Here is a 15,977-nt window from a genome sequence, read left to right as displayed (position 1 = left end):
TCAAATGAGCGGCTTCGGCGCGAGCCTTGCCGCTTCCTTGTCTTGAGACGATCGACAGTATGGACTGTGCTTAGCCGATCGTCATCAGATTTGCATTACCGCCTGCGGCTGCGGTATTCACGCTCACCGAGCGTTCCGTGAGCAGGCGTTCGAGCGCGTAATCTTCGTCGCCGTTGGCGAGCGCATGCGCCGCCACGCCTTGCACCGAGACGATCGGACCGCCGCGCTTCGCCACTTCCTTCACGAGACCGAGCAGTTCGTCGCTGTCGCCTTCGAACAGCACGGCGTCGAAGTCGGCATCGGCCGTCTTCTTGATCGCAACGTGCGGCTTCAGCGAGGCGGGCAGCGCGGTCACCAGCGCTTCACCGGCCGCGCCCTGGAACAGCGCGCGGTTGCCCGTCGCCAGCACGACCGCGAGTTGCGCACGCGCGCCGGTCGGCGTCGAGGCCACGCACAGCACCGTGCCGCGCGCCGAAAGCGTGTAGGTGTTGCGCTCGCCCGTCGGGCCAGGCAGCACGGCCGTGGCGCCCGCGAGCACGTATTCCAGATAGCCTTCGCAGCGCGCTGCGAGCGCCGGTTCGCGTTCGGCGATCAGCCAGTCGCGCAGCACCGCGAGATTCGCTTGCGCCGACTGCGGACGCTCGCCGTTCTCGCCTTGCGGCATGTCGACCACCAGCGCCTTCGTGAGCGATTGCGGCAGACCCGCCGGACGCTTGGCCAGCAGACGCGACAGATACAGCGCGCCACCGGCCTTCGGACCCGTGCCCGACAGACCTTCGCCGCCGAACGGCTGCACGCCGACCACCGCGCCGATCACATTGCGGTTCACGTAGATGTTGCCCACATGCGCGCGGCCCACGACGTGCGCGATCGTTTCGTCGATACGCGTGTGGATGCCGAGCGTGAGGCCGTAACCCGTCGCGCGGATCTGTTCGAGCAGCTTGTCGAGCTGGCTGCGGCGATAGCGGATCACGTGCAGCACCGGGCCGAACACTTCGCGCTTGAGTTCGTCGAGGCTGTCGATTTCGATCAGCGTCGGCGGCACGAAGGTGCCTGCGCCGCAGCTGTCGGCCATCGACATCTGCGTGACCTTGCGGCCCTTCTCGCGCATCGTCGCGACGTGCGTGTCGATGCCGCGCTTCGCTTCCACGTCGATCACCGGGCCGACGTCGGCCGAGAGACGATCAGGATTGCCAATCGCCAGTTCCTTCATCGCGCCCGTGAGCATTTCGAGCGTGCGCTCGGCCACGTCGTCTTGCAGACACAGCACGCGCAGCGCCGAGCAGCGCTGGCCCGCCGAGTCGAACGCGCTTTGCAGCACGTCGGCGACCACCTGTTCCGCGAGCGCCGACGAATCGACGATCATCGCGTTCTGGCCGCCCGTTTCGGCGATCAGCGGAATCGGACGGCCATCCGAATCCAGACGTTGCGAGAGCGTCTTGTTGATGAGGCGCGCGACTTCGGTCGAGCCCGTGAACATGACGGCGCGCGTGCGGTGATCGGCGACCAGCGCCGCGCCCACCGTTTCGCCATCGCCCGGCAGCAGTTGCACCGCACCGGCAGGCACGCCCGCTTCGCGCAGGATGCGCACGGCTTGCGCGGCGATCAGCGGCGTTTGTTCGGCGGGCTTCGCGAGCACCGTGTTGCCGGCGGCGAGCGCGGCGGCGACCTGGCCCATGAAGATCGCCAGCGGGAAATTCCACGGGCTGATACAGACGACCGGCCCGAGCGGACGATGCGTGTCGTTCGAGAATTCCTCGCGGATCTGCGTCGAGTAATAGCGCAGGAAGTCGATCGCTTCGCGGATTTCCGCAACGGCGTTCGGCAGCGACTTGCCCGCTTCGCGCACGATCAGGCCCATCAGCGTGTGCATCTGCGCTTCGAGCAGATCGGCGGCGCGCGCGAGGCAGTCGGCGCGCGCATCGACGGGCGTGGCCTGCCAGATCGGCGCGGCGGCCACGGCGTGCGAGAGCGCGGCGCTCACGTGCTCGCTCGTCGCTTCCACCACCGTGCCGACCAGATCGCGATGATCGGCCGGATTGCGCACGTCGCGTGCGGTGCCTTCGGCCTGATCGATATCGGCGAGCATCGGCGCGGCGCGCCACGGATGATGCGCGCTCGCCAGCAGCGCCGACGACAGCGACGCGAGGCGATGTTCGTTCGAGAGATCGAGGCCCATCGAATTCAGACGCTCGGCGCCGAACAGTTCGCGCGGCAGCGGAATCTTCGTGTGCGGCGCGCCCGGCGGCACGACCTTCGCGGCGTCGTCGACGGGGTTCGTCACGAGTTCGGCGACCGGCACGGTTTCATCGGCGATGCGGTTCACGAACGACGTGTTCGCGCCGTTTTCGAGCAGACGGCGCACGAGGTACGCGAGCAGCGTTTCGTGCGTGCCGACCGGCGCGTAGACGCGGCACGGACGGTTCAGCTTGCCCTGCGCGAGCGGGCCCGTGACTTCTTCGTACAGCGGCTCGCCCATGCCGTGCAGGCACTGGAATTCGTACTGGCCGGGATAGTAGTTGTTGCCCGCGAGGTGATAGATCGCCGCGAGCGTGTACGCGTTATGCGTGGCGAACTGCGGATACACCGCGTCGGGCGCGCCGAGCAGCTTCTTCGCGCAGGCGAGGTACGAGACGTCGGTGTAGATCTTGCGCGTGTAGACCGGATAGCCTTCGAGGCCGTCGAGCTGCGCACGCTTGATTTCCGTGTCCCAGTACGCGCCCTTCACGAGGCGCACCATGATGCGGTGACGGCTGCGGCGAGCCAGATCGACGATGTAGTCGATCACGAACGGGCAGCGCTTCTGGTACGCCTGCACCACGAAACCGATACCGTTCCAGCCCGCGAGTTCCGAGTCGAAACAAAGCGCTTCGAGCAGGTCGAGCGAGAGTTCGAGGCGGTCGGCTTCTTCGGCGTCGATATTGAGGCCGATGTCGTAGCGGCGCGCGAGAACCGCGAGCGCACGCACGCGCGGCAGCAGTTCGTTCATCGTGCGTTCCTGCTGCGCGCGCGAGTAGCGCGGATGCAGCGCGGAAAGCTTGATCGAGATGCCCGGGCCTTCGTAGATGCCGCGTCCGCCCGCGGCCTTGCCGATCGCGTGGATCGCCTGCTCATACGAGGCGTAGTAGCGCTGCGCGTCGGCTTCGGTCGTGGCCGCTTCGCCGAGCATGTCGTACGAGTAGCGGAAGCCGCGCGCTTCGAACTTGCGGCTGTTCGCGAGCGCTTCGGAGATGTTTTCGCCGGTGACGAACTGCTCGCCCATCAGGCGCATCGCCATGTCGACGCCCTTGCGGATCAGCGGCTCGCCGCCCTTGCCGATCATGCGCGTGAGCGCCGACGACAGACCCGTTTCGCTATTCGTCGTGACCAGCTTGCCGGTGATCATGAGGCCCCAGGTCGCGGCGTTCACGAACAGCGACGGCGCGTGGCCGACGTGCGATTTCCAGTCGCCCTTGCTGATCTTGTCGCGGATCAGCGCGTCGCGCGTGGCGCGGTCGGGAATGCGCAGCAGCGCTTCGGCGAGGCACATCAGCGCCACGCCCTCCTGGCTCGACAGCGAGAACTCGTGGATCAGGCCTTCGACGCCGCCGCCCGTGCGCTTGGCGCGCAGCGTTTCGACGAGCTTGGTCGCGAGCTTGGTGACGTCGCCGGTGAGATTCGCGGGCAGGCGCGCTTCGCCGATCAGGAACGGCACGCACTCCGGCTCCGGGCGGCGGTACGCGGCCGTGATGGCCGCGCGCAGCACCGACTGCGGTTGCACGTTTTGCGCGAATTCGAGGAAGGGATGCGAGGCGTACTCGTCGGGGCCGTCGGTGGAACCGTCGCCCAGATCGGTGGCGCCGACGTGGCCGTTCAGTTCCGGCGGCAGCTGGCCGTGCTCGATCTTCTCGAGGTAGGCGAAGATGGCCTGCTTGATGAGCCAGTGCGGGGTGCGCTCGAGGCGCGTGGCGGCGTCTTTGAGCCGCGAGCGGAGGAGGTCGTCGACCTTGACGCCAAGGGTGGTGCTAGCCATGTTTCCTTCGTATGCCGGCTGACCCGCACCGGCCAAGACTGAAAAAGTTGGCGAATCGTACCCCTCCAATTAAAAAGGTGCAACCATTCAAAATGTCTGGTTGCACCCCGCGTGAAGCCCCGTGTGGCCTGGGTTTGCGCCGGATGCCCGCCAGTCGTGGCAGTGCGGCTGCACTCGGTATTTTCCCTGGCCCACACTTTCTGGGTAACCCTAATCGTTTCTGTCGCCGTGCCGTTATACAAAGAACAACGGGGAGCCGGACGTTCGAACCGGCGCGAGGACCAAAAAATGGAAAAGTGGCTGGTGGTGGCAGGTGTCTGGAGCATGTGCGCGCTGTGCGCCGTGCTGTTCATTCGTGGCGCGACGTTGTCGGAGACGCGCAAGCTGCGCGTCGCCCGCGCCGATCAGGGAGACGCGTCGGGCGCGGCGAAGCGCTAACGCGCGGACAGCAGGCAACGGGGGTTGCCCGCCAGGCGCGTCAGATATCGAGCGGATCGACTTCGAGATTCCAGCGCAGCACGCCGCGTAGCGCGCGCAGCGCCGGTTGCCACGCGTGCAGCGTCGCCTGCAGGGCCGCGCGCGACTGGCTCTCGATGAGCAACTGCGCGCGGTGCACGTTCATCACCTTGACGATGGTGAGCGGCACGGCGTCGTAGGCCATCACGCGCGAGGCGGCGGGAATCGCCGTGAGCGCGGCGGCCGCTTCGGCGAGAAACGCGAGCGCGGCTTCGAGCGTGCGCCCTTCGGCGCGCAGCAAGGCCTGATAGACGAACGGCGGCAGATGCGCGTCGTGGCGCTCCTTGACCTGCGAATTCGCGAAACCCACGTAATCGTGGCGCGCGAGCGCGTGGTAGATCGCGTGACGCGGATAACGCGTCTGCACCAGCACCTCGCCGGGCAATCCGGCGCGGCCCGCGCGCCCGCTCACCTGCATCAGTTGCGCGAACAGGCGCTCGCTCGCGCGGAAATCGTGCGAGAACAGCGCGTTGTCGGCGTTCAGCACGCCCACCAGCGAAACGCGCTGGAAGTCGTGCCCCTTCGCGACCATCTGCGTGCCCACGAGGATATCGACTTCGCCCGCGTGCACGTCGGAAAAGAGCGCCTGCGCGCTGCCTTTGCGGCGCGTGCTGTCGGCGTCGATGCGCAGCACCCGCGCGCCCGGCACCGCGCTCGCGAGCGCTTCCTCGATGCGTTGCGTGCCGCGTCCCATCGGCGCGATATCGACGTTGCCGCACTCCGGGCACGAATGCGGAATGCGCGCTTCCCAGCCGCAGTGATGGCAGCGCAGCGCCCGTTCGGGCTTGTGCAGCACGACGTAGGCGCTGCAGCGCGGACAGCCCGCGACCCAGCCGCAGGCGTCGCAGGCGAGCGTCGGCGCATAGCCGCGCCGGTTCAGGAAAATCAGGCTCTGCTCGCCGCGTTCCAGGCGCGCCTTCATGGCCGCGACCAGCGGACCGGACAGCCCCTCGAACGAGGCGCGCCCGCGCCGCCGCTCCTCTTCCAGATCGATCAGCTTGACCGTCGGCAGCACGGCGTCGGCCATCGCGCGCCGTGACAGCGTGAGGCGCGTATAGCGGCCCTGATCGGCCTGCCACCAGCTTTCCAGCGACGGCGTGGCCGAGCCCAGCACGACCGGAATGGCGAGCTGCTTGGCGCGCCAGACGGCCAGATCGCGCGCCGAGTAGCGCAGCCCTTCCTGCTGCTTGTAGGCGGGATCGTGCTCCTCATCGACGACGATCATCGCCAGACGCGGCAGCGAAGCCATCACGGCCAGCCGCGTGCCCAGCACGATGCGCGCGCGGCCCGTGTGCGCGGCGAGCCAGTGGCGCGCGCGCTCACCTTCGGCCAGCCCGCTGTGGAGTGTGACGATCGCGCCTTCGGGCAGCACGCCCGCGAAGCGCGTGCGGAACGCCGCCTCGAACTGCGGCGTGAGATTGATTTCGGGGACCAGCACCAGCGCCTGCGCGTCGGGCTCGCGTTCGAGCCGCGCGGCCAGCGCGCGCAGATAGACCTCGGTCTTGCCGCTGCCCGTTACGCCATGCAGCAGAAACGGCGCGAAACCGCTCGAATCGACAATCGCTTCGACGGCTTCCTGCTGCTCGTCGCTGAGCCGATGCGGCGCGATCGTTGCGCGGGCACCGATGTTTCCATTCGTGCTGACGGACGAGATTGCGCCGCCACTCGCACCGTCGCATTCGTCGGTAGATTTTACGGTCGGGATTTGCCCGGATGCGCGCGGCGCGGCGCCGAACTCGACGCACTCGTATTCGACCCAACCCGCATCGCGCCACGAATCGAGCGTTGCGGCGGCCTTCGGATGCAGCGCGCGCGCATCGCCGAGATCGAGTTCGCCCGCAGCCACGAGCGCTTCGGCGAGACGTCGCAGCGCGGCCGCGCGGGCGGGCAGTGCGTCGGGCAAGGCCTCGCGGCCCGCAGGCAGCAGCCGGTAACGCTCCTCGGGCGCCAGCAGACGCGGCCAGCGCGGCGGATCGCGCAACGCCTGCGGCAGCGCCGGCAACGCGACTTCGCCCAGACCGCGCTGGTAATAATCGGCGGCGAATTCCACGAGCGCGAGCCATTGCTGCGACAGCGGCGGGCACGACGCGCAGACCTCGATCACGTCGCGCAGCTTGTTCGCGGGCACCTCGCTGTGAGTGCTCACTTCCACGATGAGGCCCACGGACTCTCGTCGTCCGAACGGCACGCGCACGAGCATACCCGGCCGGGGTTCGGGCCAGCCGTCGGGGTAGCGATAGTCGTAGAGCGCATCCAGCGGATGGTCGAGCGCGACCCGCGCGAAACGCGTGCTCATGCAGCGCCCCCGCGCGCAGCGGCTGCGCTATGTGCGCTGGCGCACCGACGCCCGAACTTAAAGTAAACCTTCACTTTGCGCGCTAAGTTTTGGATTCCGCAGAACAATCGCGCTCCCCGTCGTCGCGCCTGTGGATAACTTTGTTGAGAACTTGATGTCGGCCCGCCGCGCCAGCCATTTTGACGCGCCTATGTGGGAAACCGCACAAAACGCCATGGAGCGGCGAAAGCCTTATCTGTCAAGGGTCTGATTGATTCTTTCGAGCCCGTCCTCGCTCGCTGCGGCAATTTTTCCCTCTTGCGCGCCGCAACGAGACAAGTGTGCATAAGTCAATGCTTGACAGAGCCCGGAGGGCGTCTGGCTGGCCTCTTGAGCCCGGTGTTACCCTGGTGCCCGGAGCCCAGCCCCTGCCCTACGCGCTGCGTTGCAACAAAAACTTCACGCAGACGCAGCGTGCAGCGCGCGGCTATGGCGATGCACTTCGTCGACGAGTTCAGCGACGCTTTCGGGCGGCGTGAACTGCGAAATGCCGTGGCCGAGATTGAAGACGTGACCCGGATGCGCGCCGAAGCTGTCGAGCACCGCGCGCGCCTGTTCGCGGATCGCGGCCGGCGACGCGAACAGCACGTTCGGGTCCAGATTGCCTTGCAGCGCCACGCGGTCGCCCACGCGCTCGCGCGCGCGGCTGAGGTTCACGGTCCAGTCGAGGCCGACCGCGTCGACGCCCGTGTTGGCGATCTCGTCGAGCCACAGCCCGCCGCCCTTCGTGAAGGTGATCACCGGTACGCGTTCGCCGTCGTGCTCGCGCTTGAGCTGCGCGACCACGCGCTGGATGTAAGCAAGCGAGAAGCGCTGATAGATGCCGTCCGCGAGCGCGCCGCCCCACGTGTCGAAGATCATCACGGCCTGCGCGCCCGCTTCGATCTGCGCGTTCAGATACGCGGCCACGGCCTGCGCGTTGACTTCGAGAATGCGCTCCATGAGGTCGGGGCGCGCGTACAGCATCGACTTCACGGTGCGGAAATCGTCCGAGCCGCCGCCTTCGACCATATAGCACGCGAGCGTCCACGGGCTGCCCGAGAATCCGATCAGCGGCACGCGCTGACGGCCCTGGCCGTCGGTGAGCGCGCGGCGGATTTCGCGCACGGCGTCGGTCACATAGCCGAGCGTCTCGCCGATGTCGGGCACGGCGAGCTTCGCCACGTCTTCCTCGGTGCGCACCGGATGCGCGAACTTCGGACCCTCGCCCGCCTGGAACGACAGGCCGAGACCCATCGCATCGGGAATCGTGAGGATGTCCGAGAACAGGATGGCGGCGTCGAGCGGATAGCGTTCGAGCGGCTGCAGCGTGACTTCGGTCGCGTAATCGGGATTCTTCGCGAGGCCGAGGAAACTGCCCGCGCGGCTGCGCGTGGCGTTGTATTCCGGCAGATAACGGCCTGCCTGGCGCATCAGCCAGATCGGCGTGTACTCGGTCGGCTGACGCAGCAATGCGCGCAGGAAGGTGTCGTTCAGAAGGGTGTGGGCCACGTGCGGAGGCGCTTGCGCGCGAGATTCGGAAGCAGACCGCTATTTTACCGGACCGGCGCGTACGGCATGGCGTTGATGGACGGCATAAGCGCAAGACACGGACACCACGAAGGCCCCAAAAGGTCTCGATCAGGCGCTGCGTCGCGCCTGCGGCCATGGAACGGCGACCACTCGCCGCACCACCGGGATGCCGCCGCCGCGCCCGCGCGCTACCAGGTCTGTCCATGCTTAACGCGTGAGGACGCGCGGACTATGATCGACTGCCTTTCCGAATCAATACATCGCATCCAACAAAGGACGAGGAGACACGCAGCATGAAGAAGAACAAGGCGCTCGCCGCCACTGGCGCGCTCATCGCCGCCTTGCTGGCCGCGCTCGCGGGCACGCCGAGCGCATTCGCGCAGTCGAATCCCGGTGCGGCCCCGAGTTCGAATCCGAACGCCGCCGCGCCCTCGCGTCTCGACGACGTGCTCGCGCGCGGCACGCTGCGTGCCTGCACGACCGGCGACTACAAGCCCTACTCGTTCTACAAGCCGGATGGCACGTTCGAAGGCATCGACATCGACATGGCGGAGTCGCTCGCGAAGTCGCTGGGCGTGAAGGCCGAGTTCGTGAAGACCACGTGGTCCAACCTCATGACCGACTTCCTCGCGAAGTGCGACGTCGCGGTGGGCGGCGTCTCGACCACGCTCGAACGTCAGAAGCGCGCGTTCTTCACCGAGGCGTATCAGGTCGACGGCAAGACGCCCATCGTGCGCTGCGACGACGTGAACAAGTATCAGAGCGTCGCGCAGATCGATCAGCCCGGCACGCGCGTGATCGTGAATCCGGGCGGCACGAACGAGCGCTTCGCGAAGCAGTTCTTTCCGCACGCGAACCTCACCGTGTATCCCGACAACGTGACGATCTTCAAGCAGATCCTCGCGGGCAAGGCCGATGTCATGGTGACCGACGCCTCCGAAACGCTCCTGCAGCAAAAGCTCAATCCGGGCCTGTGCTCGGTGCATCCCGACAAGCCATTCCAGTACGGCGAGAAAGCGTGGATGGTGCCGCGCGGCGACGTGGTGTTCCAGCAGTACGTCGATCAATGGCTGCATCTCGCGCGCGCGAGCGGCGAGTATCAGTCGATCTCGGACAAGTGGCTGAAGTGAGCGCCAAGGATCTTGCCGAGGCGTAGACTCACGAGGCGTAGACTCACGATGCATCGACGCGCTCTGCATCGATGCGGCTTGCGTCACTGACGCGGCTCGCACCGCTCGCTCATTCGTTAAACGATATGACGAGTTGCAACGACTCGTTGCACCGCCACATGATCGTCGCGCAAACGATGCGCGCGCGACGATGTGCGGATGCCGCATGCATCCGCCGCGATATGCGCGGCACTCAGGTGACAGAAACGGCGTATCGCCCGCATGGCGGGACTTTCTTCATGCGAAAGGAATTTCGCTCGACGCTAACGTTTGCGCGCGGTCTGACAGCGCCCGAAAATGCCGGTAAAAATGACGGCTCGGAAACGCTCAGGACGGCAAAAAATCCCGCGGAGCCTTATCTGGCGGGCGTTACAACCTGAAACACTTTGTTACCGCGAAGGTTCATTAATTCGCCCACAATGCCTTCAACGGTTTCAACACGGATGTGGCTTGGTGCAAGTGTGAGCGGACACGATACACCAGCCGGTCGGCTTTATGCCGAAGCCCTCCTTAGGGGCATCCTTGCTGGAGCCGTGACCGGCGTCTCGTACGTTTCATCAGCCGGCTCCTCCTTTGGTCTCCTCGCGCTAACCCCGTAGCGTGTGGTTTTTAGCGGGCTCCAGGCCCGCTTTTTTTTCGTCCGCGTTTTCCCTTCCCTCTCGTTTTCCCTCGGTTTTTTCCCGCGTTTTTCCGATCTTTCGACTGTTTGCGCACTTGCATATCCCCGCGATTGATTCGGCATCCAGATTATCTTTTTGCCACACCGACGCGCCGTGAAGCCCAAAAGGAGCGGCAGTCTCGCCGCCCCTTCTTGCCCGCTCACGCCGTCTTCGGCTCGCTGATCTTCAGTTCGGCGATCATCTGTGCGCGCATCACGAACTTCTGCACCTTGCCCGTCACCGTCATCGGCAGTTCGTCGACGAAACGGATGTACTTCGGGATCTTGTAGTGCGCAATCTGCCCCTGGCAGAACGTCTGGATCTCCTCGGCCGTCGCGGCCTCGCCCGGACGCAGCACGATCCACGCGCAGACTTCCTCGCCGTACTTCGCGTCCGGCACGCCGAACACCTGCACGGTCTGCACCTTCGGATGCCGGAACAGGAACTCCTCGATCTCGCGCGGATAGATGTTCTCGCCGCCGCGAATCAGCATGTCCTTCAGGCGGCCCACGATGTTGCAGTAGCCTTCGGCGTCGAGCGTCGCGAGGTCGCCCGTGTGCATCCAGCCGTCGATGATCGATTCCGCCGTCCGGGCCTCATCGCCCCAGTAGCCGCACATCACCGAATAGCCGCGCGTGCACAACTCGCCCGTCTCGCCCACCGGCACGACGTTGCCGAGCGGATCGACGATCTTCACTTCGAGATGCGGCTGGATGCGGCCCACCGTGGTCGTGCGCTTGTCGAGCGGATCGGTGGTCGCGCTCTGGAACGAGACCGGGCTTGTCTCCGTCATGCCGTAGGCGATGGTGATCTCGGCCAGATGCATCTTCGAGACCACGCGCTTCATCGTTTCGATCGGACACGGCGAACCGGCCATGATGCCCGTGCGCAGGCGCGAAAGATCGAACTTCGCGAAGTCCGGGTGATCGAGTTCGGCGATGAACATCGTCGGCACGCCATGCAGCGCCGTGCAGCCTTCCTCGGACACGGCTTCGAGCGTCGCGCGCGGATCGAAAGCCTCGCCGGGGAACACCATGTTCGCGCCGACCGACACGCACGCGAGCACCGCGAGCACCATGCCGAAACAGTGATAAAGCGGCACCGGGATACAGAGCGAATCGTCCTCGCTCAAACGCATGGCCATCGCAATGAAGCGGCCGTTGTTGACGACGTTGCGATGCGTGAGCGTCGCGCCCTTCGGGTTGCCGGTCGTGCCGCTCGTGAACTGGATGTTGATCGGATCGTCGGGCGAGAGCGTGGCGCCCAGCGCGTCGAGCCAGGCGGTGCCGTCGCGCGCGAGCCGCTCGCGGCCCAGTTCGATCAGCTCGCTGAAGTTGAGCATGCCGGGCGACGCGGTGTCGCACATGCGGATCACCGTGCGCAGCGCCGGCAGCCGCTCCGCGTGCAGATCGCTGGGCTGCGCGCTCGCGAGTTCGGGCGCGAGCGTCTGCAGCATCTCCAGATACTTCGAGGTCTTGAAGCTTTCCGCCGCCACGATCGCCTTGCAGCCGACCTTGTTCAGCGCGTATTCGAGCTCCGCGAGCCGGTAAGCCGGATTGATGTTGACGAGCACCGCGCCGAGGCGCGCGGTCGCGAACTGCGTGAGCAGCCATTCGCAGCGATTGGGCGACCAGATGCCCACGCGGTCGCCCTTCTCGATGCCCAGTTCCGCGAGACCTGCCGCCATCACGTCGACTTCGGTCGCGAATTCACGCCAATTCCATCGAATTCCTTGCTCACGAAACACCACGGCGGGCCGCTCGGGGAACCGGCTGACGGTTTCGCGCAGGAAATCACTGATGGTGGCGTCGGAGAGCGGTGTGGCGGTCGTGCCGCGCACGTAGGAAAGACCGTCCTGCGGCGCGATGAGCGCTTCGCGCGCGGCCGCCGCGCGTGCTGCGTCGATTGCCATGGTGGCTGTCTCCTGCGGGAGTCGCGCTCCCGTTGAAATGATTTTGAAATCTATTCTCCACCGCGACGGGCGGCGGCGGCATCAAGTTTTACCCGCAGCGCAGGCTGCCAGGCCCGGGCGCAACGCCGCGCGGCGGCACGCTCGAAGGCATGATTTCGCATTACCTTTCCGTAAACGTCAAGTAGTTTGTTCCCGGCTTGCCGCCCGGCTCGCGGCGACCGGCGCTTCGGTGCGCTTCGGCTCGTTTTTCCGCTGGTGATCTGCGCGCTGCGGGTCGCCTCTCTGGCTTATTCCCGCGCAAGTTTTGGCGCTTTTCCCACGCCGCATTGCGACATCGCGTCACGCTCTCTCAAACGTCTGATGGACTTTAACGACGTTTCGTAATGCAATCGCCGCTGCTTTTCAGACGTCTAACGAAGTTTTGACTTCGGCCTATTAGTTCGTAGTTCTTATCAACTTGATGCGTAGGAAATTTCGCCACCTGGAGTCTCGATGAACACCACCGCTTATTGCCGCCTCATCCTCACGAAGAAAATCTGGGCCGCCGTGCCCGGCTCCGACGCCAACGGTTATTCCGATCCCGCCGACACGATCCAGTACGCGTTCGGCGTTGTGTCGGAAGGCACGCATTTCCGCGACTTCGCGAACGCGGACGGCTCGGTCGACGCGCGCAAACTGACCGGCGGCGTCCTGATCGTGACAGGCGACAACAAGACCTCTCTGGAACTCCCACCCGGGCGCTACTGGCTCTACGAATTCGTGATCGGCCGCGATGCCGACGGCGTCTCGCCGCGCTATTCGCAGCGCGGCGGCTGGGACTTCACGGCGCTCGTCGATGGCGAACGACGCGCGCCGGTCGACGACATCGACGGCGCCGTGCTGTTCGAGGTCGGTGCGCAAACGCGCGAATTGAGCATCGTCGGCATCAACAAATCGGTGTGCGTGCAGATCGACAAGCGCTTGAGCAGCGGCACGGGGCGCACGAACGGCGTGCTGTTCTTCGGCACGAGTTCGTATCTTGGCCTCACGCAGCTGGGCTCGCCGTTTTTCGACGACAAAGCCGTGGTGCGTCTCGGCGTGACGGGCGTGGACGGCACGGTGCGGCTCGACGGCTTCACCTCGGGCAACAACGTCTTCATCCACGAAGTCGTGCCCAAGGCGAGTTACGACGCGGGCGTGCGGCCCGAGAAGATGGACGTGCACCGGCTCGACGGCTCGTTCTGGTACAGCGCGGGATTCCCGGATGCGCACGAAGTCACCCAGGTTGAACTCGACGCGCTGCTCGCCAATCCCAAGTTCACGGCTGCCGGGCGCGCGCTGATCCGCGCGAACCTGCACGTGGGCGACTGGCTGTTCACGAACCAGAACTACTTTGCCGAGCGTCAGGGGCTGATGCGCGTCGAGGTGACGAACAACACCGGCAAGAAGGGCAAGCTGCGGCTGTCGAAGAAAATCTGGGCGGGCGTGCCGGGCTCCGACGCCAACGGCTATTCCGATCCCGCCGATACGATCCAGTACGCGTTCGGCGTCGTGCCGGCGGGCACGCACTACAGCGAGATCGCGCTGGTCGACGGCGCAGTCGACACCAGCAAGCTGATCGGCGGCGTGTTGACGGTGGTCGGCGCGAACACGGTCGAGCTGATGCTCGAACCCGGCCAGTACTGGCTCTACGAGTTTGTGATCGGCCGCGATCCCGACGGCGTTTCGCCGCGCTATTCGCAGCGTGGCGGCTGGGATTACACGGCGCTGCTCGATGGCGTGCGACACGCGCCGGTCGACGATATCGACGGCGCCGTCGCGTTCGAGATCGGCGCGAATGTGGTGGACGTGAACATCGTCGGCATCAACAAATCACTGTGCGTCGAAATCGACAAGCGCATGAGCGCGGGCACCGGCCGCACGAGCGGCGTGCTGTTCTTCGCCACGAGTTCCTACCGCGGTCTCACGCAACTGGGATCCGAAAATTTCGACGGCAACGCGGTTGTGCGTCTCGGCGTCACGGGCGCGGACGGCAAGGTGCGGCTCGACGGCTTCGTCTCAGGCAACAACGTGTTCATTCACGAAGTCGTGCCCAAGGCGAGCTACGACGCGGGCGTGCGGCCCGAGAAAATGGACGTGCATCAGCTCGACGGCTCGTTCTGGTTCAGCGCCGGGTTCCCCGATGCGCACGAAATTACCGCGGAGGAACTGAACGCGTTGCTGAGCAGCCCGAAGTTCACCGAAGCCGGGCGCGCGTTGATCCGCGCGAATATGCACGTCGGCGACTGGCTGTTCACGAACCAGAATTACTTCTATCAGCGCCAGGGCGTGATGCGCGTCGAGGTGACGAACAACAACGGCAAGAAGGGCAAGCTGCGGCTCACGAAGAAGATCTGGGCCGGCGTGCCGGGCGCCGATGCCAACGGCTATTCGAATCCCGACGACACGATTCAGTACGCGTTCGGCGTCGTGCCAGCGGGCACGCATTACGGCGACATCGCGCTGGCCGACGGCGCGGTCGACACGAGCAAGCTCATCGGCGGCGTGCTCACGGTGGTGGGCGCGAACGCTGTCGAATTGCAGCTCGAACCCGGCCAGTACTGGCTCTACGAATTCGTGATCGCGCGCGACGACGACGGCGTCTCGCTGCACTACTTCCAGCGCACCGGCTGGGACTTCACGGCGCTGATCGATGGCGAGCGCCGCGCGCCCGTCGACGACATCGATGGCGCGGTGGCCTTCGAGATCGGCGCGCAAACCTCGCTGGTCGAGGTCGTGGGCATCAACAAATCGCTGAGCGTGCAGATCGAGAAACGCTTCACGCCCGGCGCTCAAGCGAAGGAAAAGGAAGGCATCCTGTTTATCGCCACGAGCTCGTATCGGGGCGTGCTGCCGCTCTCCGACGTCCGCAATAGCGGCAACGGCAATGACCGCGCGATCGTGCGTCTCGGCGTGACGGGTCCGGGCGGCACGGTGCGGTTCGATGGCTTCACGTCGGGCAATAACGTGTTTATCCACGAGATCGTGCCGCAGGACGTCTACGACAACGGCATCATGCCGATCAGCATGAGCGTCTACGGCCTCAACGGCGCGCTGATGTTCACCTCGGAATTCAAGCTTCAGGGTGCGCTGCGTCAGGGCGAGGACTGGCGCGACAACGAGCATCAGCGCCGCATCACCGAAGCCGATCTCGACGCCCTGCTCGCCGAACCCAAGCTCACGCCCGCAGGCCGCGCGCTGATCCTCAAGCACGTGCAGGTCGGCGACTACCTGTTCTCCAATCCGCGCTCGTTGGCGGAGCGCCAGGGCGTGATGCGCGTCGAGGTGCTCAACGACAGCGGACGCGGCTAAGCGTCAGCCAGCGTGCGCGCATAAAAAAGGCTCCCCGGCACAACGGCCGGGGAGCCTTTTCGATTCGGTCGCACGCGCCGCGAAGGCGCGCGCGGGAATCAATGCTGGTGTTGCTTGCGCAGACGCTGGATCGCCGCGAGTTGCGCAACGGCGTAGGCCAGTTCGGCCTGCGCGGTGGCGTACTCGAGGTTCGAGCCGGCGTTCTGCAGCGCCTCTTCAGCGCGCTTGCGCGCTTCGGCGGCCTTCGCTTCGTCGAGATCCTTGCCGCGGATCGCGGTGTCGGCGAGCACCGTCACGGCGCCCGGCTGCACTTCGAGAATGCCGCCTGCAACGAACACGAACTCTTCGTCGCCACTTTCACCGACGATGCGCACCGCACCCGGACGAATCCGCGTGATGAGCGGCGTGTGGCCAGGCAGAATGCCCAGCTCGCCGGCTTCACCCGGAAGCGCGACGAACTTCGCCTGGCCGTCATAGATGCTCTCTTCGGCGCTGACGACGTCTACCTTGATGGTTGCTGCCATATGTGTCG

Annotated in this window: 9 protein-coding genes; 4 read left to right on the top strand and 5 right to left on the bottom strand. The window is 65.6% G+C overall.

The genetic code is table 11. The features are described 5' to 3' along the window. Positions 1-70 precede the first annotated feature (70 nt). Positions 71-4,012 carry a trifunctional transcriptional regulator/proline dehydrogenase/L-glutamate gamma-semialdehyde dehydrogenase gene (gene putA, locus U4Y88_RS27085; RefSeq protein ID WP_321787571.1) on the bottom strand — a complete coding sequence of 1,314 codons (3,942 nt, stop codon included), beginning with the start codon at positions 4,010-4,012 and terminating at the stop codon, positions 71-73. A gap of 156 nt (positions 4,013-4,168) precedes the next feature. Between putA and U4Y88_RS27080 the strand changes: the two genes are divergently transcribed. After that, positions 4,169-4,450, top strand: coding sequence for a hypothetical protein (locus U4Y88_RS27080; protein WP_310630943.1), 282 nt, complete (start codon positions 4,169-4,171; stop codon positions 4,448-4,450). Between the two features lie 40 nt (positions 4,451-4,490). Here U4Y88_RS27080 and U4Y88_RS27075 read toward each other — a convergent pair whose 3' ends face one another. Continuing rightward, on the bottom strand, positions 4,491-6,824 hold the full coding sequence (locus U4Y88_RS27075) for a primosomal protein N' (RefSeq protein WP_321787570.1): 2,334 nt from the start codon (positions 6,822-6,824) through the stop codon (positions 4,491-4,493). A gap of 438 nt (positions 6,825-7,262) precedes the next feature. Further along, complete coding sequence (gene hemE / locus U4Y88_RS27070; protein WP_321787569.1) at positions 7,263-8,354, bottom strand: uroporphyrinogen decarboxylase; 1,092 nt, start codon at positions 8,352-8,354, stop codon at positions 7,263-7,265. A 314-nt stretch (positions 8,355-8,668) separates the two neighbouring features. On the opposite strand from hemE, the gene U4Y88_RS27065 reads away from it, so the two are divergent. Together U4Y88_RS27065 and U4Y88_RS27060 are read left to right on the top strand one after the other, a co-directional pair. Beyond that, positions 8,669-9,505, top strand: a complete 837-nt coding sequence (locus tag U4Y88_RS27065; RefSeq protein ID WP_321787568.1) for a transporter substrate-binding domain-containing protein — start codon at positions 8,669-8,671, stop codon at positions 9,503-9,505. A gap of 158 nt (positions 9,506-9,663) precedes the next feature. Further along, the gene (locus U4Y88_RS27060; RefSeq protein ID WP_321787567.1) at positions 9,664-9,924 is read left to right on the top strand and encodes a hypothetical protein; all 261 of its coding nucleotides are present in this window, start codon (positions 9,664-9,666) and stop codon (positions 9,922-9,924) included. A 439-nt stretch (positions 9,925-10,363) separates the two neighbouring features. Here U4Y88_RS27060 and U4Y88_RS27055 read toward each other — a convergent pair whose 3' ends face one another. Next, on the bottom strand, positions 10,364-12,115 hold the full coding sequence (locus U4Y88_RS27055) for an AMP-binding protein (RefSeq protein ID WP_321787566.1): 1,752 nt from the start codon (positions 12,113-12,115) through the stop codon (positions 10,364-10,366). A gap of 492 nt (positions 12,116-12,607) precedes the next feature. Here U4Y88_RS27055 and U4Y88_RS27050 point away from each other — a divergent pair, with 492 nt between their 5' ends. Then, complete coding sequence (locus U4Y88_RS27050) at positions 12,608-15,445, top strand: hypothetical protein (RefSeq protein ID WP_321787565.1); 2,838 nt, start codon at positions 12,608-12,610, stop codon at positions 15,443-15,445. Between the two features lie 98 nt (positions 15,446-15,543). On the opposite strand, the gene U4Y88_RS27045 is transcribed toward U4Y88_RS27050, so the two are convergent. Further along, positions 15,544-15,969: a F0F1 ATP synthase subunit epsilon gene (locus U4Y88_RS27045; protein ID WP_224006617.1), complete on the bottom strand. Its 426-nt coding sequence runs from the start codon at positions 15,967-15,969 to the stop codon at positions 15,544-15,546. Positions 15,970-15,977: the final 8 nt, after the last annotated feature.

It is taken from the genome of Paraburkholderia sp. J94, assembly GCF_905220285.1.
GTDB classification, from domain to species: Bacteria; Pseudomonadota; Gammaproteobacteria; order Burkholderiales; family Burkholderiaceae; genus Paraburkholderia; species Paraburkholderia tropica_A.
This window is presented reverse-complemented; position numbering and strand designations above follow the sequence as displayed.

Excerpts from the sequence above, each read along its gene's own strand:
- U4Y88_RS27060 (WP_321787567.1), top strand. The coding sequence starts at position 9,664 with ATGATCGTCGCGCAAACGATGCGCGCGCGACGATGTGCGGATGCCGCA.
- putA (WP_321787571.1), bottom strand. The coding sequence starts at position 4,012 with ATGGCTAGCACCACCCTTGGCGTCAAGGTCGACGACCTCCTCCGCTCG.
- U4Y88_RS27055 (WP_321787566.1), bottom strand. The coding sequence starts at position 12,115 with ATGGCAATCGACGCAGCACGCGCGGCGGCCGCGCGCGAAGCGCTCATC.
- U4Y88_RS27075 (WP_321787570.1), bottom strand. The coding sequence starts at position 6,824 with ATGAGCACGCGTTTCGCGCGGGTCGCGCTCGACCATCCGCTGGATGCG.
- U4Y88_RS27050 (WP_321787565.1), top strand. The coding sequence starts at position 12,608 with ATGAACACCACCGCTTATTGCCGCCTCATCCTCACGAAGAAAATCTGG.
- U4Y88_RS27045 (WP_224006617.1), bottom strand. The coding sequence starts at position 15,969 with ATGGCAGCAACCATCAAGGTAGACGTCGTCAGCGCCGAAGAGAGCATC.
- U4Y88_RS27065 (WP_321787568.1), top strand. The coding sequence starts at position 8,669 with ATGAAGAAGAACAAGGCGCTCGCCGCCACTGGCGCGCTCATCGCCGCC.